This window comes from Jeotgalibacillus haloalkalitolerans, assembly GCF_034427455.1.
In the GTDB taxonomy this organism is placed as follows: Bacteria; Bacillota; Bacilli; order Bacillales; family Jeotgalibacillaceae; genus Jeotgalibacillus; species Jeotgalibacillus haloalkalitolerans.
Window position 1 is genome coordinate 80,319 of the sequence record NZ_JAXQNN010000004.1, and the last position, 24,590, is coordinate 104,908.

The 24,590-nt window shown below is 41.8% G+C and carries 20 protein-coding genes; 5 read left to right on the top strand and 15 right to left on the bottom strand.

Annotation, left to right across the window (positions count from 1 at the left end):
* Positions 1-11: 11 nt before the first annotated feature.
* The 9 genes from UFB30_RS11935 to UFB30_RS11975 form a co-directional block, all read right to left on the bottom strand.
* Positions 12-1,361 (bottom strand): TrkH family potassium uptake protein, encoded by a 1,350-nt coding sequence (locus UFB30_RS11935; RefSeq protein WP_322421930.1) that lies wholly within the window; start codon positions 1,359-1,361, stop codon positions 12-14.
* 130 nt (positions 1,362-1,491) lie between these two features.
* Positions 1,492-2,619 (bottom strand): anti-sigma factor domain-containing protein, encoded by a 1,128-nt coding sequence (locus tag UFB30_RS11940; protein WP_322421931.1) that lies wholly within the window; start codon positions 2,617-2,619, stop codon positions 1,492-1,494.
* Positions 2,619-3,371 (bottom strand): RNA polymerase sigma-I factor, encoded by a 753-nt coding sequence (gene sigI / locus UFB30_RS11945; RefSeq protein ID WP_322421932.1) that lies wholly within the window; start codon positions 3,369-3,371, stop codon positions 2,619-2,621. The genes UFB30_RS11940 and sigI overlap by 1 nt, the downstream gene beginning before the upstream one ends.
* Positions 3,372-3,551: 180 nt before the next feature.
* Entirely contained in the window at positions 3,552-4,331 is a 780-nt protein-coding gene (locus UFB30_RS11950) for a TerC family protein (RefSeq protein ID WP_322421933.1), read from the bottom strand.
* Positions 4,332-4,611: 280 nt separating this feature from the next.
* On the bottom strand, positions 4,612-5,703 hold the full coding sequence (locus tag UFB30_RS11955) for an SDR family oxidoreductase (protein WP_322421934.1): 1,092 nt from the start codon (positions 5,701-5,703) through the stop codon (positions 4,612-4,614).
* Between the two features lie 83 nt (positions 5,704-5,786).
* Positions 5,787-8,864, bottom strand: coding sequence for an efflux RND transporter permease subunit (locus tag UFB30_RS11960; protein ID WP_322421935.1), 3,078 nt, complete (start codon positions 8,862-8,864; stop codon positions 5,787-5,789).
* Positions 8,865-8,978: 114 nt separating this feature from the next.
* The gene (nhaC, locus tag UFB30_RS11965; protein WP_322421936.1) at positions 8,979-10,343 is read right to left on the bottom strand and encodes a Na+/H+ antiporter NhaC; all 1,365 of its coding nucleotides are present in this window, start codon (positions 10,341-10,343) and stop codon (positions 8,979-8,981) included.
* 307 nt (positions 10,344-10,650) lie between these two features.
* Entirely contained in the window at positions 10,651-11,676 is a 1,026-nt protein-coding gene (locus UFB30_RS11970; RefSeq protein ID WP_322421937.1) for an EAL domain-containing protein, read from the bottom strand.
* Positions 11,677-11,819: 143 nt separating this feature from the next.
* The gene (locus UFB30_RS11975) at positions 11,820-13,385 is read right to left on the bottom strand and encodes a peptide chain release factor 3 (RefSeq protein ID WP_435390885.1); all 1,566 of its coding nucleotides are present in this window, start codon (positions 13,383-13,385) and stop codon (positions 11,820-11,822) included.
* 175 nt (positions 13,386-13,560) lie between these two features.
* On the opposite strand from UFB30_RS11975, the gene UFB30_RS11980 reads away from it, so the two are divergent.
* Positions 13,561-14,361 carry a DUF4397 domain-containing protein gene (locus tag UFB30_RS11980; RefSeq protein WP_322421939.1) on the top strand — a complete coding sequence of 267 codons (801 nt, stop codon included), beginning with the start codon at positions 13,561-13,563 and terminating at the stop codon, positions 14,359-14,361.
* A 6-nt stretch (positions 14,362-14,367) separates the two neighbouring features.
* Positions 14,368-15,048, top strand: coding sequence for a class F sortase (locus tag UFB30_RS11985; protein ID WP_322421940.1), 681 nt, complete (start codon positions 14,368-14,370; stop codon positions 15,046-15,048).
* 16 nt (positions 15,049-15,064) lie between these two features.
* Here the strand turns inward: UFB30_RS11985 and UFB30_RS11990 are convergent, their stop codons facing one another.
* Complete coding sequence (locus UFB30_RS11990; RefSeq protein WP_322421941.1) at positions 15,065-15,304, bottom strand: YueH family protein; 240 nt, start codon at positions 15,302-15,304, stop codon at positions 15,065-15,067.
* Between the two features lie 141 nt (positions 15,305-15,445).
* Here UFB30_RS11990 and UFB30_RS11995 point away from each other — a divergent pair, with 141 nt between their 5' ends.
* Positions 15,446-16,663: a NupC/NupG family nucleoside CNT transporter gene (locus UFB30_RS11995; RefSeq protein ID WP_322421942.1), complete on the top strand. Its 1,218-nt coding sequence runs from the start codon at positions 15,446-15,448 to the stop codon at positions 16,661-16,663.
* A gap of 223 nt (positions 16,664-16,886) precedes the next feature.
* Here the strand turns inward: UFB30_RS11995 and UFB30_RS12000 are convergent, their stop codons facing one another.
* From UFB30_RS12000 to UFB30_RS12020, 5 genes are all read right to left on the bottom strand, one after another.
* Entirely contained in the window at positions 16,887-18,350 is a 1,464-nt protein-coding gene (locus UFB30_RS12000) for a UDP-N-acetylmuramoyl-L-alanyl-D-glutamate--2,6-diaminopimelate ligase (protein ID WP_322421943.1), read from the bottom strand.
* A gap of 64 nt (positions 18,351-18,414) precedes the next feature.
* Complete coding sequence (locus tag UFB30_RS12005; RefSeq protein WP_322421944.1) at positions 18,415-19,464, bottom strand: M42 family metallopeptidase; 1,050 nt, start codon at positions 19,462-19,464, stop codon at positions 18,415-18,417.
* A gap of 85 nt (positions 19,465-19,549) precedes the next feature.
* Positions 19,550-20,266, bottom strand: a complete 717-nt coding sequence (locus UFB30_RS12010; RefSeq protein WP_322421945.1) for a PepSY domain-containing protein — start codon at positions 20,264-20,266, stop codon at positions 19,550-19,552.
* A gap of 65 nt (positions 20,267-20,331) precedes the next feature.
* The gene (locus UFB30_RS12015; RefSeq protein WP_322421946.1) at positions 20,332-21,681 is read right to left on the bottom strand and encodes a sensor histidine kinase; all 1,350 of its coding nucleotides are present in this window, start codon (positions 21,679-21,681) and stop codon (positions 20,332-20,334) included.
* On the bottom strand, positions 21,678-22,358 hold the full coding sequence (locus tag UFB30_RS12020) for a response regulator transcription factor (protein WP_322421947.1): 681 nt from the start codon (positions 22,356-22,358) through the stop codon (positions 21,678-21,680). Before UFB30_RS12020 ends, UFB30_RS12015 begins: the two co-directional genes overlap by 4 nt.
* 113 nt (positions 22,359-22,471) lie before the next feature.
* On the opposite strand from UFB30_RS12020, the gene UFB30_RS12025 reads away from it, so the two are divergent.
* Together UFB30_RS12025 and aldA are read left to right on the top strand one after the other, a co-directional pair.
* Complete coding sequence (locus UFB30_RS12025) at positions 22,472-22,909, top strand: SACOL1771 family peroxiredoxin (RefSeq protein ID WP_322421948.1); 438 nt, start codon at positions 22,472-22,474, stop codon at positions 22,907-22,909.
* A gap of 69 nt (positions 22,910-22,978) precedes the next feature.
* Complete coding sequence (aldA, locus tag UFB30_RS12030) at positions 22,979-24,424, top strand: aldehyde dehydrogenase (RefSeq protein ID WP_322421949.1); 1,446 nt, start codon at positions 22,979-22,981, stop codon at positions 24,422-24,424.
* Positions 24,425-24,590 lie beyond the last annotated feature (166 nt).

The following is a 24,590-nucleotide window of genomic DNA, read 5'->3' on the forward strand; positions in this document are numbered from 1 at the left end:
GGATCTTTTCATTATCCGATAATGACTCTTTCTTTTGGATAATGGAATTTCTCTTTTTTATTGTTACCGCCAATCATAAACAGGAATGAGATCAGACCAACACGTCCGATAAACATCAGAATCATCAGGATTATCTTACTTGGCGTTGATAGTGTCGGGGTAATCCCCATAGACATTCCGGAAGTCCCGAATGCAGATGTGACTTCAAATATAACAGCAATCACATCCAGATCTTCAAGAATCATGATTGTAATAACAGAAACCATAGACATCAATACTGCCAGGATAATGACAACGTATGATCTGAAAATATCAATCAGATGGATCTCTCTTCCGAACACCTGGATGTGGTGTCTTCCTCTCGAGAAATTGATCAGAAAAAGAACCGCTATAGCCAACGTTGTTGTTCTGATCCCACCGCCTACAGAACTTGGAGAAGCACCGATAAACATTAAAAGGCTTAATATTAACTGAGTTGGCTCTGTAAATGAACTTACCTCGATCGTAACAAGACCTCCTGATCGGGTGGAGACTGATTGAAAAAGCGCATAAAAAAGCCCCTGGTGCCAGCTTATATCAGCAAATCGCTCATTGAATTCAATTAAGTAAATAAGCAGCGTCCCAATAATAAGTAAGATTCCAAATGTAATCGTCGTTAATTTTGTAAACAAAGAAAACCGGAACGGACCTGATTTATGACTTAAAAACTGCTTTAACTCAATCAGTACAGGAAATCCAATCGCACCTAAAATAATCAGTAGTATTGTGATGATTTGTACGAAGTAATCATTTGCATACGGAATCATTGATTGTCCTGTTATATCAAAACCGCCATTAGTCGTAGCTGAAACCGAAGCGAATACGCCGTGCAGAACCGCTTCAGCCCACGTTTCATAAAACTGGGTAAAATAAAGACTTAATAATAAGGCCCCGATTGCCTCAATAAGCAGCAGGATTTTAATGATTTCAATAATAAGCTTAACTACACCGGATAAGTTATATTGATTATGATCCAGCATAATCAGCTGCCGTTCTCTCAATCCGATTCTTTTACCTATTAACAGCCATACAAAAGTTCCCAGAGACATAATACCAATTCCGCCAAGCTGCAAAATCAGCATAACCATCACGATCCCAAAAACAGTGTATGTATCTGAAATTTGTATGACGGTGAGTCCTGTTACACTCACTGCGCTTACAGCAGTAAATAATGAATCAATTAAGGAGACTTCCTGCCCAGGCTGGTGTACCCATGGCAGTCTTAATAGCCCGAATGACAAACTGATTGCCAGAAAATAATACGTAACAATCAGCTGGGCAGGTTTTAGCTTTCTAATTCTGTCTTTCAGCATCTGCCACATGGTTTTTAATTCCCTTCTGTGAAATCTATCATTAGCTTATACGAAAACCGGTAATAATTAAATAGGAATTTAAAAACTGTAAACAGTTGCCCAGTATTTCTGCTCAAAAAAAAGCAGGGGTTCACCTGCTTTAGTTTCCATTATTCTTTCCGTTACCATTGTTACCGCCATTGCCATTGCCGTTGTTGCCCACATTTCCATTATTTCCGTTGTTCCCATTATTGCCATTGTTGCCGCCATTCCCGTTATTCCCGTTATTCCCGCTATTTCCGCTATTTCCGCTATTTCCGTTGTTTCCGTTGTTTCCGTTGTTTCCGCCATTACCGTTATTCCCACTGTTTCCGGTGTTTTTGTTTTTTGATTCTTCCTTCTCTTCCTGCTTTTGTTCTTTTTTCTCCTGTTGCTCCACTTTCTTTTGCTCCTGCTTTTCCTGATTCTCTTCTTTTTTATTCATACCCTGACTGTTAGCAGGCACTGTTTCTGTTGGAGTTTCCTCATCAGGGACAGAAGCAGGTGGTGCCGGATCCTCTTCCGGTATATCAACCGGCTCTTCAACTGTCTCTACCAGATCATCTTTTTGCTCAGTGATTGACGCAGGTTTTTCCGGTGTAATCAGCTGCTCATTTTCACTTTTTTGCTCAGCCAGCAGCTGTCCAAAAGAAATACCTCTTTCATCTGCTCTTATCACATCCTGCATATCCCCTTTCAGGAAAGCAACCTGTGATACATTCGACGTTTGAGACCAGCTTTTAAGTAAAGACTGAAGCTCTTTTTCAAACGCATCGTCTGCTTCTTCAGATACAGCTGTTGAAATAGTCACGGCTCCATCCTCCGATGCTAAAAAGCCTGCCCGGATGCTTTCCTGGACGATTGATGCAATGACATCTCCAACCGGCTTGTTTTCCCAATCCAGATTTTCAAAAATCGCATGCGCATCGTCATTCACCGGCTCAAGCATAACCGCTTCATTATTTTTATTTAATTCAATCTCAAAGCTTGGATTAATATCTATTGAGACATGTGCATAGGTTTTCTGATTTAAAAAAGGTTGAAGGATAACAAATGCAATCATAAATATAGCTGCCATTGCACCTGTAGCAATCAGTTGGTTATAGGATCTGACCGTCAATTCACTCGAGACTACTTCATCACCCACGCCAACTTGTTCAGCAGGCTTTTTCACCCTGCAAAACTCGCCTTCTCCAGTTAAAAGAACAAGGTGCCTCCTCTTTACTTCCATCACAATTCCTTTTTTCATCATAACTGCTCCTTCACATACTCATATAGATAAGGAAAACGGCCATTCAGCAAAACGGCTACCGCAATAATGTATTTCCGGTTCCGTTCAATCGTTTTTCTGCTGACTTCAACTTCTTTTTCAATTTTTTTTATCGGCAGCCTTTTTTTATCCTTTAATTCTGCAAACCATTCTTTATTCGAGCTGACCAGCTTTGCGATAAAAATCGCATTTTTTCTGGCATCCTGGTGCTTTGGAGAACAGTTCACCAGTTCGCTGAATGTGAGCCCAAATGCTTTAAGTGTAAGAGTGTATTGCGCAATTTCTTCTTTTCTTAATTCCGATTCCAGCTCGGATTGATACTGCTTCATCGATTGATCATTTTCCAAATAACGGGCAGTTTCAAGTGATTCCCCACCCGGTTCGAAGAGCATTTCCTGCTTTTCTTTCCGGTGGGTTCTGATATAGTCAATCATTCGCCTTTTGATGACGATTTCTGAAAAACTGATCACTGAAGCACCCTTCTCCGGCTGATATTTCATTAACGCATCATTAAATGCGATTAATGCGATACTAAATTCATCATCAGAGTCATAAATGTATCGATGACAAATTTTCGATGCAGCTTTTTTCACAAAAGGCTTATAATCCTCAAGCACTTCAGATAAAAGCTGTGTATCCCCACTTTGTATATGAACCACTTTTTCTTCAAGCGTCATTTTAGAAGAAAACTTATATAATCCAAATAACAGGAAAGATAGCAACCTCTCCACCTCTATTCAACACGTCATAGATAAATTGTACCGGTAAATTGTGCTGAATGGAAGATGTCGCCTTTTAATAAAGCTTACGTAATATGTTTGTAATATGAGGGGGTGGTTTTCAATTTATTTAATCTTTCTGGATAGAGGCACAAAAAAAGCCTGCTCCCTTTAAAGAGCAGACCTTACACATTAATAAACAGTACTTTCCTGACCACGCTTCTTTGCCAGAATATATCCTCCACCAGCAATTAATACAAGCACTGACCAGAAAATAATTTTCCATTCAGTTGAGTGCGGGAAGTGTGTATCAATCAGCTGTACATTCGGGTGACCCAGTGTCAGCACCGCCAGCTTTACACCCACCCAGCCAACAATCAGGAATGCTGTTGTTTCAAGTAGTGGATATTTACCAAGCAGCTTCACAAACCAGTGAGCCGCGAAACGCATGATGATTAGTCCAATTAAACCACCCAGGAAAATGACGATAAATTGTCCTCCGTCCATCCCGCCGATTTCAAATGCGCCAACTGCAGGCAGCGTCAGCGCCAGTGCAACTGCAGCAAGCATTGAGTCAACGGCGAAAGCAATGTCCGCCAGCTCAACTTTTAAGACAGTCATCCAGAATCCAGAACCTTTCGCATTTTTTTCTGCTTCTTCAGCTTCAACAGATTCATCTTTTTTAGTCATAATCTGTTTTGTCACATGACTGATTGAAATGTATAACAGATAAGCCGCGCCTATTGCCTGTACCTGCCAGACATCAATTAAAACCGCAATTAAAAATAATGATGCAAAACGGAAAACAAATGCTCCGAATAAACCATAGAATAATGCTTTTTTACGCTGTTCAGGTGGCAGGTGTTTAACCATGACAGCCATTACTACCGCATTATCTGCTGCAAGGATCCCTTCAAGTCCAATCAGAATGAGAAGTACCCAGCCATATTCCAATAATAACGCTGCATCCATTCTTTATTTCCTCCTCTTTTCTATCTTCATTTTCTCCAATAACCGATGAATTAATCATGAAGCTCTTTTCAGTGGTTAAAAACGCAAAAAGACCTTCACCTAATAAAAGGCAAAGGTCTTGCAAAGCATTTATCATGCCATTATGACCGATGAACCGCTGTGTTCATGTCGTGACGATCATAATTAGCTGTCTGCACAGCTAAAGCTACTCCCCCTTGACAACCAGTCAAAGCGCTATTGAATTATGTTCATTATACCATTCTCTGGAATGGTGACAATACTATTTTATAAATGTATGGTAATTTTTTTCATGCTTATGGCGATTATAAAAGTCCACCATGGCGTCAAGTCCTTCTAAAAAGTCTGCACATTGAATACCTGATCCATTGAGATCCCGTGCAGTCTCAGACTGATCAAACTCTCCTTCCCAGAAGAAGTACTCAAGCCCTTCTCTTTCAGCCCCCAGATGCTTTCTGACCTTTGGGATAGCGAGAGCTTTATCCATTAACTTATGCGAAACAAATCCCGAAGGTGTCTTTCCAGTTTGTTTCTGCAGGAGAAAACGGTATATTTCTCTTGCCGGATATGGATTTGGATCTGTCAGATGATAGGTTTTCCCTGCACTGTCTCCATTTCGTCCTAAGTAACAGGCAGCTTCAATCACATATTCAACCGGTACGACATTCAGCTTCGCACGGCTTTTGCTGATATATGGGAGTCTGGATAGATTTTTCGTTTTATCAAATATATTCAGTAAATAATAAGGACCATCAAACTTACTTGTTTCGCCTGTAACGGTGTCCCCTTTTACAATACCGGGGCGCAAAATGGTCACAGGCATATCCTTTTTCAGCTGATCGACCAATACCTCTGCCTCAAACTTTGTTTCCTCATAGTAATTTCTGAAATGGTCAGGTCTGATCAGCTCAGTTTCTTTAATGACCCCGGTTCTGCGGCCGGCGACATAAGCAGTACTAAAATAGATATAGCGTTTCAGATCAGATAATGATTTTACCCATTCATTAACATGGTACGTACCTGTCACATTCACTCTGTAGGCAATTGGTTTTTCGATTGCCAGGTCATATGCTGCTGCAAGATGCCAGACATAGTGAATCTTATCTTTTAAATAAGCGGAGACTGTTGATGATAAACCCATATTACTTTTTGTAATATCTCCCTGAACAATATGAATAGTTGACGTCGTCTTGATTTCATTTCTGATCTTTTCAATCCTTTCAGCAGCTTTTTGCTGCATCGAAGGCAATACGAGCAGGTAGATATGCTTTTCATCTTTTTCATTGAGCCATTTTCTTAATAATTTTTCACCGATAAACCCTGGAAATCCAGTTACAAAATAGCCAGTTTTCATATGATCACTCCTCTTATTCTGATTATACAGAAAAAAACACTTTACGAAAAAGAACCCGAGACATTTTGTCTCAGGTCCTACTGTTATTTCGCCTTCTGCTTCTTATTCATTTTTCTTGTTTCCGGATCAAGGAAACTATAGACGATCGGCACAATGAACAGTGTCAGGAATGTCGAACTGATAAGTCCTCCAATCACTGTAATGGCCATCGGCTGATTAATTTCCGTTCCTTCACCGATTCCGAGTGCTAATGGCACCAGCCCAAGGATGGTTGTTAGTGCAGTCATCAGAATTGGACGTGCACGGTCTCTGACGGATGTATAAATCGCATCGTAACTTGCCATACCGGCAGCTTTTCGCTGATTAATATAGTCAACAAGTACGATTCCATTATTTACAACAATACCGGTCAGGATCAACAACCCGATAATCGAGGTTACGCTGACAGGTGTTTGCGTAACGAATTGCGCAATCGCAACACCGATAACCATTAGCGGTACTGTAAACATAATAACAAACGGGTACTTAAATGACTCAAACTGTGCAGCCATTACAAAGTACACTAATACAACTGCAAGACCTACTGCTAAAAGCATATCCATAATTGAATCTTCAAGCAGCTCTCTGTCTCCACCAAATACTACTTCAGTTTCATCAGCAAGATTCAGATCTGCAATTGCATCATCCACTTCCTGCGAGACCGCACCAAGGTTTGTATTTGTCGTATAGGAAGCTGTAAATCCTACTGCGGCCTGCTGGTCTATTCTCTGTATCGATACAGGACCTTCCCCAATCGAGATCTCTGCAACCTCACTAAGAGTTACAAACTCTCCTGATGGTGTCCTTAGCGCTAGATCTTCAAGTCCTTCAATTGTATTGGCAATTTCTTCTTCATATTGAATATATACGTCATAAACGTCTGAATCGTCCGTGATAATCTGGGTTGTCAATGCCCCTCTTGTAACAGCATTCACTTCCTGGGAAATCTGGGCAGGAGACAGTCCAGCTGCTCTTGCATCTTCACGGTTAATCTCAATTTGAACTTCTTCAACTGTATCTTCAAGGTCAGTTTCAACCTCAGTGATCGTATTGAGCTCCAGTAATGCATCTCTGATCTGATCAACAGATTCATTCAGACGGGTTTCATTTGTATCCCTTACACTGAATGATAAAGTTTGTGGTGAAGTACCTGTTGCAGTCTGCAGAGAAGCAGACACTTCTGCAGTTTCGTTTACTGAAGTTGCTGCCTCTTCTATTTCAGGTGTGATCTTTTCAATCAGTTCGAATACTGATATGTCACGATCTTCAAGCGGCTTCATCTTGACAAAGATATTACCTGACGAACCATCAGGTGAATTATCAATTCCACCCTGACCGGAGGAGCCAGCCTGACTCAGATAAACTTCAATTGAGCCCTCCTGTCTTAATTCATCTTCAATTGCCGAGATGACCGCTTCAGTTTCTTCTAAAGCAGTACCATTTTCAAGTGAGACACTGATATCAAAGAAACCTTCATCAGTGGCCGGAAGGAATTGAGTTCCGACTGATGCAATGCCGAAACCACCTGCACCCAGCAGGATAAATGTAATAAGAATTGGCACCCATCTGTGTCTGAGAGACCATTTAACCGACCCCATAAAGCGTTTTGTAAATGGAGATTGCCTTCTCTTTTTCTCAAGGTCTTCTTTTGGTTCTTTCAGCATTTTGCTCGCGAGCATCGGAATAACTGTTAAAGCGACGACCAGTGAGGCAAATAAACTGAATGAAATAGTTAAGGCAAATTCAGTAAATAAATCACCAATTAATCCTTCTATGAATACGACTGGTATAAAAACAGCAATCGTGGTAAGAGTAGATGCTGTAATCGCACTTGCTACCTCTTTAGCACCATCTCTTGCAGCTGTCTTAGGATCTTTTTTCATTCCCAGATGTCTGTAAATATTTTCAAGTACAACGATCGCATTATCGACCAGCATCCCAATTCCAAGTGCCAATGCACCGAGCGTGAAAATATTAAGTGAGAAATCTGCAAAGTACATCAATACAAAAGTCACAATGACTGAATATGGGATTGCCACACCAATAATAATCGGACTCTTAATATTTCTCAGAAATAAGAACAATACTGCCATCGCGAAAAGTCCACCGAAAATTAATGAACTGGCAATATTCCCTATCGCAAGCTGGATGTAATCCCCCTGATCAAAGAGCACATCTGCTGTTACGCTTTCATACTGTTCTTCTTCAAGTAATTCATTAAGCGCATCTTGAAATGCAGTGGAAACGTCCGCTGTGTTTGCATCTGCTTCCTGTAAAACACTGATCAGGACGGCACTTTCATCATTTGCACGTGTGATCACTGACTGCTCCGGTTCTCCGAGCTCTACGCTTGCGACATCCGCAAGCGTTATATCATCACCTGTGGCAGGATCTGCTGAGACAACAAGATCTTCAATTTCCTCTACTGAAGTTAATGTGCTCAAAATCCTTGTGGTCAGGCTCTTACCATCTGTTTCAACAGTGTCACCAGGGAACGAAACATTATTAGCCTGGATTACATTTGAGATATCTGTCTGAGTCAGACCAAATGTCTGAAGCTCGTCCTGATCAAGTGAAATTCTGACTTCCTCAGCAAGAGAGTTTGAGATATCTACACTCGCAACGCCTTCTGTTCTTGAGAGTTCCACTTCAAGTTCTTCAGCAAGATTACGGATATTCGTTTCTTCATCTGAAGATCTGAGACTCATCTGTATAACAGGGAACTGAGACGGGTCAAATTTAAGAACACGGGGCTGATTTGCATCATCCGGCAATTGCACCTGCTCCACTGCCCGTCTGATATCCCCTTCAACCTCATCAATATCTGTTGAAAAGTTAAACTCAAGCAGGACCAGGTTAGATCCCTCTGTTGAAGTAGACTGGACATTTTCAAGCCCGGGAAGCTGTGCCACCTGTGCCTCAATGGGCTTTGTAACTTTTTCAAGCACTTCTGTCGGGCCTGCCCCCGGATAGGATGTAACGACAACTGAGACCGGCGCATTAATGTTCGGGATCAGCTGAAGCGGGATCCTGGTTAACGAGATTGTACCTATTAAAAGAACAATCAGCATTGTTACGATTGTAAATACGGGCCGTCTGATTGAAAAACGACTGATGTTCAAGTGAAACGCTCCTTCCGCCAGTCTAAATAAACCAGCATTTTACTGTACTTTTCACTATACCGACAAACCTGTCGCTAATCAATTTTAAAATGTCCCGTTCACAATATCATCAAATCATTCGGCTCTCGTAACAGTCCATCCAGTGAAAACATAAAGCAATGTCAGGACCGGAGAGATCAGGCAAAAGAAAGCAAAAGGAAGGTAATCAATCACCTCAACGCCTAAAACACCTGTAATGAATACACCGCACACGCCCCATGGTACCAGCGGATTGATCACCGTGCCGGCATCTTCAAGTACCCTTGACAGATTCTTTCTTTCAATTTTTTCTTCATCCACTTTATGGGCAAATGTTTCGCCTGTCAGAAGAATTGATAAATACTGTTCACCGATCAGCACGTTTGTTCCAACAGCTGTACCCGCTGCTTTAACGAGCGTATTTTTTGAATGATTTATTTTCTCAAAGAGCGCAGGAATTACACCTGTCGTAAATAATAATCCACCGAGTCCCAGGGCAAGGAATACAAGTGAAATCGTGAACATCATTGACTCAACCCCACCTCGGTTCAGCAGTTCATTAATCTGCTCGTTCTCGGATGAAGCTGAATAACCTGAAAATAAAACCTGAAAGAGCTCTGATACTGGTACAGTACTGTGAAAATAAGTAATCACAATACTGAACAGAATGGCTGATATGAGTGTCATCAGCGCTGGAATTTTTTTAGCTGCAAAAATAAACAGTAAGAGAATCGGCAGCAGGCTGTATAAATGGACCAACCCTGTGTCCAACAATTGGTCTCTGATTGCCGAGATTCCGCTATTTCCGGCTTTCTGATCAGATGAAAAAAGCATAAAAAATACTGCCGTTAAAACAAATGCCGGAATCGTTGTCCATGACATATGGCGGATATGGGTAAAGAGATCGACACCCACAACGGATGAAGCTAAGTTCGTTGTATCAGACAGCGGAGACATTTTATCACCGAAAAAAGCACCTGATACAATCGCACCCGCTGTTACCGCCAGAGATAGATCAAGTGAACCGGCAATACTAATGAATACCACACCGACTGTTGCAACAGTAGTCAGAGAGCTGCCTATACTGATTCCGATAATGGCTGTAATCGCAAATACAGCGGTAAAGAAAAATGGAAAATCAGTTAAATACAACCCGTAGTACATGAGTGTCGGAATTGTGCCCGACAGCATAAATGAACTGATTAACACACCTATAAACAAAAAGATAAAAATTGCTGCCATTCCGGAAGCTGCGCCTGAAATCATTCCTTCCTGCAACTTTTTGAATGGTGCTTTTTTAATCAATCCGAATAAAATTAAAAGTAGGATCGATATCATAATTGGCATATGAGGCACGGAACCAAAACCAATCATACTTACACTCATAATGGCAATGATCATTACAACAATCAGTGCTCCCTCTGTTAAAGAAGGCAGAATTTCCTGATGAATCTTTTTCATAAAAAGTCCTCCAAACCAGACAATGTAGACGCAAAAAACTCCGCCCCCACAAAAGGGACGAAGTTAACTCCGCGGTACCACCCAAATTAGTATTACACTCACTCAAACCGTACATCCATAAGACAGTTGTAATTCGATCAGTGAACTGCCTGGGATCTCACCATCCTCCCAGTCTCTTTGTGCTGCAGGTCAAACATCTACTTTCTCTGCCGGATCATCGCAATATACTGTTTTACTTAAACGCTTTTAAGTGATAAAGTATACGATGATTTTATACGGATTCGGTTCAACCGTCAAGTCACAACCTTCAGGATGCGACTGATGTATTAATGATTGGTGTTGTTGCTGTCGGCTCAGGCTTACCGATTAAGTATCCCTGACAGAGATCAATACCGATCTCTTTACAGATTCTTAACTCTTCCACTCTCTCAAGGCCTTCTGCTAATACAGTAATACCAAGTTCTTTTGAAATGTGATTGACTTCAGCCAGAAATTCCTGTTTTTTCATATCTTCATCACAGCGGTCAACAAATGAACGGTCTATTTTCACATAATTAGGTTCGAGCATTTTCAGCATCTCAATCGTTGAAAAACCCGCTCCTACATCATCAAGTGCAACCTTCATTCCCTCACGCTTATATGTTTTAAATACTTTCTTTAAATGATCTACATCCTGGATTTTTTCAGTCTCAACAACTTCAAAAACAAGGTCGGCAGGGTCAACCTGATACTTATTTACAACATGGAATGTATGCTGCAGGCAGTATTCAGGATTATAAATAGTAGAAGGAAGAAAATTAATAAAGCTTTTAATACCTGAAGGAATGTGGTTTTTCCTTGCACGTATCGCTTCCTCTCTTGCTCTCTGATCAAGCAGCGAGTGCATTTCAGCCTGATTGGCTACCTGGAACAGTTCATAAGGCGAGATTTTCTTTTCACTGCTGTCAGCTCTCAGCAGTGACTCATATGCATACAGCTCTCCTGAGGAAATATTAACAATCGGCTGAAGATGGCTGACCAGCTTTCCATCCTGTATAAATTCGACTGTTTCCCTGTTTTCAAGCCTTATTTTAAACAAGTCAGCATTCATATATTGAGCATAGTGATTCTTCGATGAAATTCCACATTCAATGTGATTGTTCACCTGAATCACTTCATCTGCCATACTTTCAAGCTGATTCAGGTTTTCATAACCGGCTTTATATGCACCACCCAAACCAATGACCGGGAAAGACAGCGATTTTATTTCACTTTCACTGACATTTTTCAGATGAAAAGTGCCCTCTTCTGAAAATCTCATACTAACTCCGCAGTTTACACACTTGGTAACCATTCATTCGCCCCACCTTCATTTTTCTTTCATGCTGCTATTTATCTACCCTACAAAAGCATACTTTATTCCTACTCTTTAGTAAATTTATATTGTTTTTTATTAAAAAATATCCTGCCGGGCCTCCGGCAGGATATTTTTCTTTTCTATAAGAGACTGTATAATTTAATCTCTGGGTGCTTATCAGAAAACCATCTCATCGCAAAATCATTTTCAAATAAGAACACAAGCTTTCCGTATCTGTCTTTCACAAGCATACTTCTTTGTGATGACATGGCATCTTTCACATCTTCTTCATTTTCAATCCAGCGGGCAATTTTGGATCCGATGTTTTCCATCATCACATCAGTATTGTATTCATTCTTCATGCGGTGCTCGAACACTTCAAACTGAAGCTGCCCTACTGCGCCAAGAATGATTTCATCTGTTCTGTAGGTTTTATAGAGCTGGATCGCACCTTCCTGTACCAGCTGGTTAATTCCTTTATGGAAATGTTTTTGCTTCATTACATTCTTTGCAGTTACTCTCATAAATAACTCAGGCGTAAACTGTGGCAGCTTTTCGAATGCAAAATTCTTTTTCCCGCCGGTCAGCGTGTCGCCTATCTGATAGTTTCCTGTATCGTGGATCCCGATAATGTCACCACTTACCGCATTATCAACTGTGTTACGGTCATCTGCAAGGAAAGACGTGGAAGAACTCAGCTTAATCGTCTTTCCGGTTCTGCTCAGCTGCACAGGCATTCCCCGTTCAAATTGACCTGAACAGATTCTAAGGAAAGCGATTCTGTCACGGTGAGCAGGGTTCATATTGGCCTGAATCTTAAAGATGAAGCCTGAGAATTCTTCTTCTGTTGCTTCTACTTCACCTTGATCTGTCTGTCTTGGCTGCGGTGATGGAGCAAACTGCAGATAAGTTTCCAGGAACGTCTGTACACCAAAGTTTGTTAAAGCACTTCCAAAGAATACAGGTGTTACTTCACCTTTCTTCAGCCTCTCAGTTGTAAACTCATTTCCAGCTTCATTAAGAAGCATTACGTCTTCTAACGCCTGATCATATAGAGAAGTTTTTTTGATGTCATAGTCCCCATCAAGTTCACCTTCTTCATTTAATGGAAGAAAACGCTGGTTTTCATCTACTCTGAACTGTTCGATCCGGTTATGGTGACGGTCATAAATGCCCAGAAATTCTTTACCCATTCCGATCGGCCAGTTCATTGCATAGGACTCAATTCCAAGTACTTCCTCTAATTCCTCCATAATTTCAAGCGGCTCTCTACCCTGACGGTCAAGCTTATTAACGAATGTAAAGATTGGAATTCCTCTCATTTTACAAACTTTAAACAGCTTCAATGTCTGTGCTTCAATCCCTTTTGCTGCATCTATAATCATGACCGCACTGTCAACTGCCATCAGTGTACGGTATGTGTCTTCACTGAAGTCCTGGTGACCCGGTGTATCGAGTATATTAATTCTTTTTCCCAGATAGTCGAATTGCATCACTGAAGAAGTCACCGAAATTCCACGCTGCTTCTCAATTTCCATCCAGTCAGACGTTGCAAACTTTCCAGTCTTTTTCCCTTTGACTGTCCCAGCTGCTCTGATTGCCCCACCGAATAATAACAGTTGCTCTGTCAAAGTTGTTTTACCGGCATCCGGGTGAGAAATAATTGCAAACGTTCTGCGTGATTGTACCTCATCTATAAGTGTCATATCCATTTCCTCTCATGTATGAATTTCTACCTTTAACATCATATTAGTTTCTATAACATAATGCAATCCAACGCAAAATGTTAAAAAGCACATCCAGAGTTGTACAACTCATTAACACATTGTATAAATAAGTTGTACACTACTTGTACCAATTAAAAAAAGGAGCGTGATTTTTGTGAAGAAACTTTTTAGTTCGATCGCTGCAGCAATCATGGTAATGGCTATGATGGGCGGCGCAGCACTGGCTGACAATCATGAAGGTGGAGAAGGCTGGGTTCGAGTCATTCACGCATCACCTGACGCACCGGCAGTAGATGTTTATGTAAATGGCGAAGCAGTTGTTGAAGGCGCAGAATTCAAAGCATTCACAGATTACTTAGCACTCCCTGCAGGCGACCATGAAGTAGAAATCTTCCCTGCTGGAGACACAGAAACAGCTGTCATTTCTGAAACACTTACAGTTGAAGAAGGTATGTACTATACTGCAGCTGCTGTAGGAACACTTGATAGCATTGAACTTAACGTGACACAAGATGACCTTACAATTGGTGAAGGAATGACAAAAGTTCGTGCAGGACACTTCTCTCCTGATGCACCGGCAGTAGATGTTGGTCTGATTGATGGAGACGCAGTATTCTCTGGAGCAGAATTCCCTGGAGTTACTGATTTTGCAGAGCTTGAAGCTGGCACATATGACCTTGAAGTACGTACACCAGAAGGAGATCAGGTACTTGATCTGTCTGGTACAGCACTAGAAGCTGGAACAGCATACAGTGTTTATGCAGTTAATACACTTGATAGCATTGAGCCATTAGTGGTTACTGCATCTGCATCAGAAAGCATGCCTTCTGAAATGCCTGAAACAGGTATGGGCGGAGCAGCAAACCAGTCTAATGCAGGTATGATGGCAGTAGCAGCAATTGCTGCTGGAGCAGCACTACTGATTGTATTCCGCAAGCGCGTATTCCAATCATAATTAAAAATGAAAAGATTATTGATATTTACAGGGCTGATTTTGATGATGGGCGGCTGCTCATCATCTGATCAGCTTTTTTCTGCAGATACGGCTGCTCCTCCTGCAGAAGAAACGGAAGAAAATGTTGAGAATGCTGAAACGCCGGAACCCGATACTTCAGTGGAAGAAAATATTGAAAATGACGTTTCATCTGATACAGGTGAAGCAACTGTCACATCCATTGTCCGTGATGTCTCTCTTACACCGAGCAGAGTAACAATTCCTGCAATTGGCGTTGACGCAGTGGTTAATCCATATGGACTTGACAATTCAGGCGGTATGGCTGTACCTGACAATGGTGAAGAGGTTGCCTGGTTTGAGCCGGGGTATAAGCCTGGTCAAAGAGGTAATGCAGTACTTGCAGGACACGTTGATAGTGAAAAGGCACCTGCTGTTTTTTGGGATCTAAAGGAGCTCTCTCCCGGCGATGAGATTACTGTAACTGATCCTAACGGGGAATCACTCGTTTTTGTGGTAAAGGATTCAGTCGCTTATGAAACCGGGGAAGCACCAATTGAAGAGATTTTTGGTTCATCTCCTGAAAGAGGGTTGAATCTGATTACATGTACCGGTTATTTTGACCGTAGTAATGGCGGATATGTTGAAAGATTAGTAGTCTATACAGAATTAAAGGCTGATCAGAGCTGATCAGCCTTTAATATGGTTACATTTCTCCGGTCCAGCCGCGGATGCGTGAAGAAAGCTCTGAAGCCTCTGACTCAACTGTTCTATTAGATAATGACTCAGCGATTTGACGGTTGAGTTCCTCTCCTGCTTCTTCATATGTAAAAAAGCAGGACCACTCTAGTGAAGGAATCGCAACCAGAATGGATTCCTCTTTTTTATTCTCATGGATGTATACAGTTCTTTCCCCATTCGAACCATAGCTTTTTCTGATTTTCAAGTTTTCACCTCCTCAGATGTCAGACATCATACATTTGTTTGACGTTTCTGTGACGTTTATTGAAACGCTTGCAATTGCATTGTAGAATGAGAAAAGCAATTTAGCAACACACTAATTTATCAATTGTTAGGAGCTGGCAACATGAACATTTTATGGGGATTTGCAGGGATTTTAACTGTCCTTGGTATCGCCTTTATCTTTTCAAATAATAGATCACGGATCAAGTGGCGTCCTGTACTGGGTGGACTGGCCATTCAGTTGACTTTTGCTTTTATTGTTCTTCAGACAAGTTTTGGAGCACAGTTTTTAGAAACTTTAACTCTTGGCGTTAATAACATCATCAATTATGCAAATGCTGGTATTGATTTTGTTCTTGGAGGATTTGCTTACGCAAACCCAGACAATCCTATGGTTTTCGCATTTAATGTATTAACAATCATTATTTTCTTCTCTTCTCTTATTTCTGTACTATATTATTTGAAAATAATGCAAGTCGTTGTTAAATTTCTCGGCGGGGGACTCTCGTGGTTGCTTGGCACACGAAAAGCAGAGTCTATGTCTGCAGCTGCGAACATATTTGTTGGACAGACTGAAGCACCACTTGTTATTAAGCCTTATCTTAAAAACATGACTAATTCAGAGCTTTTTGCAGTAATGACTGGTGGACTTGCATCAGTAGCTGGTGCGGTTTTAGTAGGGGTTGCCGCGCTTGGTGTACCACTGGAATATTTGTTAGCCGCAAGCTTCATGGCTGCTCCTGCCGGGCTTGTTATGGCAAAAATGTTTGTACCTGAGACAGATAATACGCCTGATCCGGATGACTTCAAAATGGAAGCGGATGAAGATGCTTCTAACGTCGTTGATGCTGCCGCAAAAGGAGCTTCTACAGGTTTGCAACTTGCTTTGAACGTAGGGGCTATGCTAATTGCCTTTATCGCTCTAATCGCAATGCTCAACGGTATTCTCGGTGGAATTGGCGGCTGGTTTGGATTCGAACAGTTATCAATTGAATTAATTCTTGGCTATGTATTTGCTCCATTGGCATTTGCGATTGGAATTCCATGGGATGAGGCAATACGTGCAGGTAACTTCATTGGTCAAAAACTTGTCCTGAATGAATTTGTTGCTTATGCGAATTTTGCTCCTGAGATAGAGACATTCTCTGATAAATCTGTGGCAATTATCACATTCGCGCTTTGTGGATTTGCTAATATTTCTTCTCTTGCAATTCTGCTTGGCGGTCTTGGTAATCTTGCGCCTAACAGACGTCCTGATATTGCACGTATGGGTATCCGTGCAGTTGCAGCTGGTGCACTTGCATCAATGCTTTCTGCTTCTATTGCAGGAATGTTCTTCTAATTAGATGTTGAAAAAGGGTTGTCCTGAAAATGGACAACCCTTTTTGCTTTCAACAAACACTGCCCCCGCAGTGGAGAACTCCGCTTTCCGCACCCGGGCGCCGAACCTCCTAAGCTTCGCTTGCGGAGTCTCGCCTGCCCTTCCCCGGTGCAGGAGTCTACGTTCTCCGCTGCGGGGTCAGCTCAAGAAGCATCATTAAAAAGTTTTATTAAATTAACACCATTTAAAACCTCTCAGCAATGACTTCCAGTGCGATTTCGCTGTCGCTGTGGGGGTACTTGGTGTTTTCGATGATCTGGTAGTCTTCATGACCTTTACCGGCAAAGATAATGATATCGTCAGGCTCTGCCTGCTGCATGAGGTGTCTGACTGCTGCTGCTCTGTCACCGATACATGCGTAATCGTCATGCATCATGCCTTTTTCAAGATCAGATGTGATACTGTCATAGCTCTCATAACGCGGATCATCTGTAGTTAAAACAACATAATCTGCAAGTGAAGCCATTTCAGCCATTGCAGGACGCTTGGATTTATCACGGTTACCGCCTGTGCCAATCAGGAAAAGGATTCTGTTTTTCTTAAATGGCATAACAGATCTGATCGCCTTTTCAATTGCATCAGGAGTATGCGCATAATCAATATAAATAGACAGCGGCGCACTTGTCGGAACAAGCTGCATTCTGCCTGATACCGGCGCAATTTCTTTTAAGGCTTCTACAAGATCAGATACCTGATATCCTCTCGCATAAAGTGCTGCAATTGCCGCGAGGGTATTTGATACATTAAATGTGCCGAGAAGCTGTGTTTCAAGCTGATATTCCCCTTCAGGTGAAATAAGCTTATAGTAAGTCCGGTCAGCCATATACTGAATGTCTTCTGCATAAAAATCTGCCGGCTTTTCCATGCTGTAGCTGATCACTTCGTGCGGCGTCATTTGCTCATATCGCTCATACCACTCATCATCAAGGTTCAATACTGCTGCTTTCTTTTTCGTCAGATCCTGACCTAGCTGAGAGAACAGCAGCCCTTTGGCATATCCGTAATGCTCCATTGTGTGATGATAATCGAGATGATCATGACTCAGGTTGGTAAAGACCGCTACATCAAAGTCAATCCCCCACAGTCTTCCCTCAACTAAACCATGGGAAGATACCTCAAATATCATATTACTGATGCCCTCTTCTTCAGCAGTACGGATCATACGCTGTGTCGTTAACAGGTCACTGGTTGTATTTGCACTTTGACGAAGGTCACCGTCCAGATCAAATCCGATTGTACCGGATAAAGCAGATCGTCCGTTTAACTTTCTGATCAATTCATGAATTAAATTGGAAACTGAAGTTTTACCATTTGTCCCGGTGACACCAAATACAGTCATTCTTTCAGATGGCGAACCATAAAAACTGTCTGCAAGCACTGCAAGCGCACGTGATGAATTTTTCACAACCAGCTGTGCACACTCATCTGCAGGCAGCTCCAGTTCTTTTTCTGTGATAATCAGTCTTGCCCCCTGCTTAACAGCCTGTCCTGCATAATCATGTCCATCGACTGTATAGCCTTTCTGACAGATAAATGCCGCTCCTTCTGTTACAGCACGTGAATCAATTTCAAGTGCATGTATTTCTTCAGGTATTGTGCCTATTTGTTTAATAACTGATAGATTTTTTATACATTCAATTGTTTTCATCTCAAAATTCCTCGCTCATTAGATGATTTGTTCATTAGCTATTTTACTCTTTTTTTCTCATTCTTCAATCCTCACTTAATGGTGACTGAAGATATGTAAGGATAAGAGATTCAGTATGGTAAAGTGATTTTTCATGTGTCCGTTCATTTGCATGAGATGCATCTACGCCTGCACCAATTAAACCATGTCTGATATCTGCACCGGCTCTGACAGCGGCTGACGCATCAGAACCGTAGTAATTATAGATATCCACTTTATAATCAATCTGATTCTCTTTTGCAAGCTGCACCAGGTGCTTTCTCAAACCATAATGATAAGGTCCTGAGCTGTCCTTCGCACAAATTGACACTGTATATTCATCTGAGCTTTGTCCATCACCAAGTGCCCCCATATCTACAGCAATATACTCAACTGTTTCAAATGGGATATTTGAATTCCCTCCAAAACCGATTTCTTCATTATTTGCGATAATAAAGTGGGTCGTAAAGGGTAGTGTAAGCCCGTCGCCTGCAAGTTGTTCTACAGTCTTCATTAACATCGCAACACTGGCTTTATCATCAATGTGGCGTGATTTGAAAAAGCCACTCGGTGTGATTTCCGGACGCGGGTCAAATGAAATGAAATCTCCAACAGAAATGCCAAGCGCTTCTGCATCCTCTTTAGACTTTACAACCTCATCGAGCCTGACTTCCATATTCTGTTCACTGCGATCAGCAGAGCCTGCGTCTTTATATGTGTGAACTGACGCCTGATGGAGCAGAATTGTACCCGTATACTTAGTTCCTTCTGATGTTTCAACGGTACAATATTCGCCTTCTACAGCGTTCCAGCGAAATCCGCCGATCATCGTCATACTTAATCTGCCATCCGGCTTAATGGTTTTCACCATCGCACCAAGTGTATCTACATGTGCAGTCAGGACTCTGTGCTGATGCGTGTCTTCACCTTGTAAAGTCACGATCAGGCCGCCTTTATTTGTTACTCTTGATGGTATGTTTCTTTCTGCAAACCAGTTCTTAATATATGTAATGATTTCAGATGTATGTCCTGAAGGGCTGGGTATCGATACTAATTCTTTTAACAGCGCCATAGTTTCAAGTGTATTCGGCTTCATTGCAATTCCTCCTGTAAAATTCATCTAAGTATCAGTTTACTATACACTGATAAAAAGACAAAGCGGGCTCATCTGCCCGCTTTGTCTAATCATCCCATATTGTAGACATGATCTCACCTGATATGGCATTGATCTGCACTGTTGCATCACCTTCTTCAGTTTCAATCTCTATCAAAAAATAGGGAACGCCGTCTTGTTGTTCCAGGTCAACATCATCCACTTCACCCGACACTGTACCAAGGGCAATATCTATTGCTTCCTGTTCAGATAAAATTCTTGCAGGCTCTTCAGTGTTTTTTGTCTCTTCAGCTGTGACCCGGGATTCTCCTGAAGCTGCATCTACCTCTATTGTAAGGATACGATTTTCCTCCTCAAGAACCACCTCATAACGCTTATTCCCTTCATCTGCAAGCAGGGTTGAGGATACAACTTCTCCATTACTTGTTTCCCCTGCAACCGCGATTGCTTCTTCCTCTGTTAATTCCTCAGAGGCATTCTGCCCGTCTTCTGCCGGTTCATTCATTGAGACGTTATTAAGATAAGCAACACTTTTATTTTCCCGGTCTATCTCGAGCTCATACTCGCCGTTTTGGTTTGTCAGGTTGAACAAAAAGGTGCTTCCACTTTCATCAATCAGCTCAGGTGTGCTTCCAGGGTACTGCTCATTAATGAATTGAATGGCTTCTCCTTCAGTCATTGGAGCCGCTGAAGTCCCTGAAGTCATTAATTGCTGAACAATAACGATTAACACGACTGCGATCAGCGCGCCGCCTGTCATCCAGATGATTCTTTGTTTTTTCACCATTTTCACCTCAGCGTTTTTCTTTTATCTTAGCCTTTTCAGATTAGAATTTGATGAGAATTCAATTAAGATTCAGCCTGAAAATGAATAGACGCGGTTGTACCTTTACCTTCTGTACTTTCTAAAGTAAGCTTCATTCCGAGTGCTTCAGACAATTCTTTCGCAAGCGACAGACCAAGACCTGAACCACCGGATTTTCGTGTTCTTGCTTTGTCCACCCTGTAAAACCTGTCAAATACCTTAGGCAGATCGCTTTCGGGGATGCCGATCCCGTTGTCCTCGACATCAATTCTGCCTTTTGCCCCATCTCTGACTAATGAGACCCTGATCTCCTGCTCACTGTATTTAATGGCATTGTCTATCAGAATATAGATCAGCTGTTTGAGTTTTTGCTTATCTGCATACGCTATGATTTCCTCACCCTGCAGTGTAATTTCCCTGCTGTAAGCGTTTCTGAATGCCTGTACCGACTCCTTCAGCAAAGGATATAGATCAAACCGCTCTAATGACAGCTTCCACTGTTCACCATGCTTTGCAAGTAAAAGCAGCTGCTGAGTCAGGTCCTTCATCCTGATCGCTTCAGAGTGAATCGCCTCAACAGATTCAGCTACAACCTCCGGATTATCAATTCCTCTTCGCTTAATCAGGTTGGCGTAGCTTTCAATCACGGTAAGCGGCGTTTTCAGCTCGTGTGAAGCATTCGCTACAAATTGCTTCTGCTTATCATAGTTCGTCTCAAGGAGGTTCATCATATGATTAAAACTCTCACCCATTTGATACAGTTCATCTCTCGACTTTTCTTCCAGTGGGATTCTTTTAAATTCACCGCTTCTTTGAATTTCCTTCATTGTTCCGGTCATTGACCTGATCGGCCCCATGATGACATTCCCGAGAAGGCGGCCCGAGATAAAAACAGGGATCAGCGCTAAAATGACCACTACGATCAGCGTATTTCTCAGTATCTGAAGATTCGATACTGTAGTATCAATGCTCTCAAATATTTGCAGATTCACGATAGAGCCATCAGTCCAGATCATGGGAATGGAAACAAACGTGTATCTTGCATTTTCGAGCTCTATAATTTCTGCATACTGATTGTTATAAAATGTACGCTCAATGTTGTTTAATGAGTTTTGCCCAGAGGATGTGACGGTCCCGAGTGAACTGCCGTCTTCCCTGATTATAGAAGTAGCTCCATCAAGCGGACCGAATGATCTGAGCAGGTCCCCTTCCTGGATGACGCCGGCACTGGAGATCATACCTGAAGCCGTACTGGCAGCATTTAATTCAGCGGAATTCAATTCACTGCTATAGGTAAGGTTGCTGAAAATCACATAGATCGCAATACTGATCAGTAAAAGCAGGATGGCAAACACACCGGAAGTAAAAAGATGAATTTTATTCTGCAGCTTCATTCATTCACCTTCAGTACATAACCAACGCCTCTTACTGTATGAATGAGAGACGCATGACCCTCCAGATCAATTTTTTTACGGATGTATCTGATATAGACATCCACAACATTTGTATCCCCGTAATAATCATAACCCCACACTGCATTCAGAATCTGTTCCCTGTTCAAAACCTGTCTCATGTTCTTAAGAAGATATACGAGCAAATCAAATTCCCGCGGTGTCAGATCTATTTCATATGCGCCTCTTGTGACCTCTCTTGTTTGTTCATTCAAGACGAGATCTCCGGCTTTAAGTACAGCAGGATCATCCGTCTTTTTCGTTCTGAGGACTGCCCGCACTCTTGCCAGAAGCTCTTCAATCTGGAACGGCTTTGTTATATAATCATTTGCTCCCAGGTCAAGACCGGACACTTTATCCTCCACCGAATCTTTTGCTGTAAGTAAAATGACCGGAGTATCTGCATCTCCTGAGCGGATTCTTCTCAACAGCTCAATCCCTGTCATCTCCGGCAGCATGACATCAAGTAAGATCAAGTCCCAGCCGTCTTCTCTGTATTTCTCTAATGCATCATAACCTGAAAATGCTTTTTCAGTTTCGTAGCCTTCGAATCCTAGCTCAAGCTCAAGCACGCGGGCAATTTTCTCTTCATCTTCAACGATCAGCACTCTCTTTTTCATGATGATCTCTCCTGCATCTTTTTAAAAATATTGTAGCACAGGTTGAATTGATCTACCTTTTTCAGCTTCAGTGTTAAAATAATGATGAATTTTCATTTAGAAAGGAAGATTTGATGGCTGAACATTCTTTTCATTTAAATGCCGAATGGCCTGGTGGCCGTAATACAGTCGGGTCAATTGAAGCGGGAAATTTAAAAACAGAGATTTCAATCCCTCCCGAAATGAACGGACCGGGGATCGGTACAAATCCTGACGAAATGCTGCTCGGTGCTGCTGCAACCTGCTATATTATTACACTTGCGGCAAAGCTTGAGCGTGCCAACATTGTACCTGAGGAAATGTCTTTGTCTTCAGAAGGGATTGTTGAGGTGGATGACAGAGGTGTCATCACGTATAGGACGATCATTCACCGCCCATATGTGAAAGCAGATGCAGCCTTCAGGGAGAAAATAGAACGTTATATGGATCAGTCAGAACAGAGCTGTATGATTTCACGTGCACTGAAAGGGAACGTGGAAATCAGGCTTGAAAAACATTTTGAAGCTGTATAGCGCATTAAAAGGTTTCTATCCTTCTGAATGTGGAAAACATAAACTATTCCACATTTAGGAGGATTTTTTATGAACCAGCATAAACTATACATTAACGGACAATACACAGATTCAACCAGTGATGAATGGATTGACATTATTAATCCAGCTACAGAAGAAGTGATTTCAAGAACGCCTAAAGGGACTGAGGAAGACGTCAATAAAGCCATTGATGCTGCCTTTGAAGCGCAGAAACAATGGGAAAAGGTTCCTTCAAATGAGCGGGGTCAGATTGTCAGAAAGCTTGGAGATAAAATCAAGGAAAAGCGTGAAACATTTATTGACCTACTGATCGAGGAACAGGGCAAACCAAAAGATCAGGCCAGCGATGAAGTGGATACAGCGATTGATTACTTCTATTACATGTCAGAATGGGCACGCAGAATAGAAGGAGAAATCCTGCCAAGTGACCGTCCGAATGAAAACATATTGATTTATAAAAAACCGATTGGTGTTGTAGCGGGGATCGTACCATGGAACTTCCCGGTATTTATTCTTGCGAGAAAAGTAGCAACTGCCCTGATTGCAGGCTGTTCAATCGTACTTAAACCTAGCCAGCAGACACCTAATACTGCTGCTGAGTTCACCAAAATCGTAGACGGCATGGATGAGATTCCAAAGGGTGTTTATAACTATGTAACCGGTACAGGCTCTACAATCGGGAATGTCATGGCGTCACATCCTAAAGTCGGCATTATTACAATGACAGGCAGTGTAGGGGCAGGTACAAAGGTAATGGAAGCTGCCGCACAGAATATCACTAAAGTGAATCTTGAACTTGGTGGTAAAGCGCCGGCAATCGTAACCGAAAATGCTGACCTTGATCTTGCCGTAAAACATATTGTGACTTCACGCCTGACAAACTCCGGCCAGGCCTGTACGAACGCAGAACGTGTATACGTACAGGAGTCAGTAGCTGAAGCATTTACGAAAAAGTTGACTGAAGCGATGGAGCAATCACAGGCCGGCAACCCGAACGAAGAGTCAAGCCTGGACCTCGGACCGCTTGTCAGTAAAGACCGTCTTGATACTGTCCATGAGATGGTGCAGAAAGCAGTTGAAGAAGGCGCTGAAATTCTTACAGGCGGAAAACCGCTTGACCGTGAAAAAGGGTTTTTCTATGCTCCGACTGTATTAGGAAATGTGAAGCATGAAATGTCGATCATTAAGGAAGAAATATTCGGTCCTGTCCTTCCTGTCGTGACATATAAAACGCTTGATGAAGCAATTGAAATGAGTAATGATACAGAATATGGACTTTCGTCTTCTGTGTATACAGAGAATTATCATGAAACAATGAGAGTCATTAATGGACTGAAGTTTGGTGAAACATTCGTAAATCGCGAAAACTTTGAGGCATTGCAGGGATACCATGCAGGTGTGCGTAAATCAGGACTTGGTGGTGCAGACGGAAAGCACGGTCTCGATGACTTCCTGGTTACACACGTTGCTTACATGCAGTACAAAACAGAATAATAATCAAAAAGACTCACACCTCATAAAAGTGTGGGTCTTTTTTCTTCTTTTATATGTGTCCTGTTTAATCATTTGACTTCCGGGAATAGACTAATATCACTAAAAACAAAACGTTTAACATAGGAGGACATCATCATGAGAGAAGAAAACGTTTCATATACAAAGT

What these genes read in the sequence shown, in the direction of transcription:
- UFB30_RS12015 (WP_322421946.1), bottom strand. Translation starts at nt 21,681, where the DNA reads ATGAAGCTGCAGAATAAAATTCATCTTTTTACTTCCGGTGTGTTTGCC.
- UFB30_RS12020 (WP_322421947.1), bottom strand. Translation starts at nt 22,358, where the DNA reads ATGAAAAAGAGAGTGCTGATCGTTGAAGATGAAGAGAAAATTGCCCGC.
- UFB30_RS11955 (WP_322421934.1), bottom strand. Translation starts at nt 5,703, where the DNA reads ATGAAAACTGGCTATTTTGTAACTGGATTTCCAGGGTTTATCGGTGAA.
- nhaC (WP_322421936.1), bottom strand. Translation starts at nt 10,343, where the DNA reads ATGAAAAAGATTCATCAGGAAATTCTGCCTTCTTTAACAGAGGGAGCA.
- UFB30_RS11950 (WP_322421933.1), bottom strand. Translation starts at nt 4,331, where the DNA reads ATGGATGCAGCGTTATTATTGGAATATGGCTGGGTACTTCTCATTCTG.
- UFB30_RS11940 (WP_322421931.1), bottom strand. Translation starts at nt 2,619, where the DNA reads ATGAAAAAAGGAATTGTGATGGAAGTAAAGAGGAGGCACCTTGTTCTT.
- UFB30_RS11995 (WP_322421942.1), top strand. Translation starts at nt 15,446, where the DNA reads ATGAACATTTTATGGGGATTTGCAGGGATTTTAACTGTCCTTGGTATC.
- UFB30_RS11985 (WP_322421940.1), top strand. Translation starts at nt 14,368, where the DNA reads ATGAAAAGATTATTGATATTTACAGGGCTGATTTTGATGATGGGCGGC.
- UFB30_RS11975 (WP_435390885.1), bottom strand. Translation starts at nt 13,385, where the DNA reads ATGACACTTATAGATGAGGTACAATCACGCAGAACGTTTGCAATTATT.
- UFB30_RS11970 (WP_322421937.1), bottom strand. Translation starts at nt 11,676, where the DNA reads ATGGTTACCAAGTGTGTAAACTGCGGAGTTAGTATGAGATTTTCAGAA.
- aldA (WP_322421949.1), top strand. Translation starts at nt 22,979, where the DNA reads ATGAACCAGCATAAACTATACATTAACGGACAATACACAGATTCAACC.
- UFB30_RS11935 (WP_322421930.1), bottom strand. Translation starts at nt 1,361, where the DNA reads ATGTGGCAGATGCTGAAAGACAGAATTAGAAAGCTAAAACCTGCCCAG.
- UFB30_RS12025 (WP_322421948.1), top strand. Translation starts at nt 22,472, where the DNA reads ATGGCTGAACATTCTTTTCATTTAAATGCCGAATGGCCTGGTGGCCGT.
- UFB30_RS12005 (WP_322421944.1), bottom strand. Translation starts at nt 19,464, where the DNA reads ATGAAGCCGAATACACTTGAAACTATGGCGCTGTTAAAAGAATTAGTA.
- UFB30_RS12000 (WP_322421943.1), bottom strand. Translation starts at nt 18,350, where the DNA reads ATGAAAACAATTGAATGTATAAAAAATCTATCAGTTATTAAACAAATA.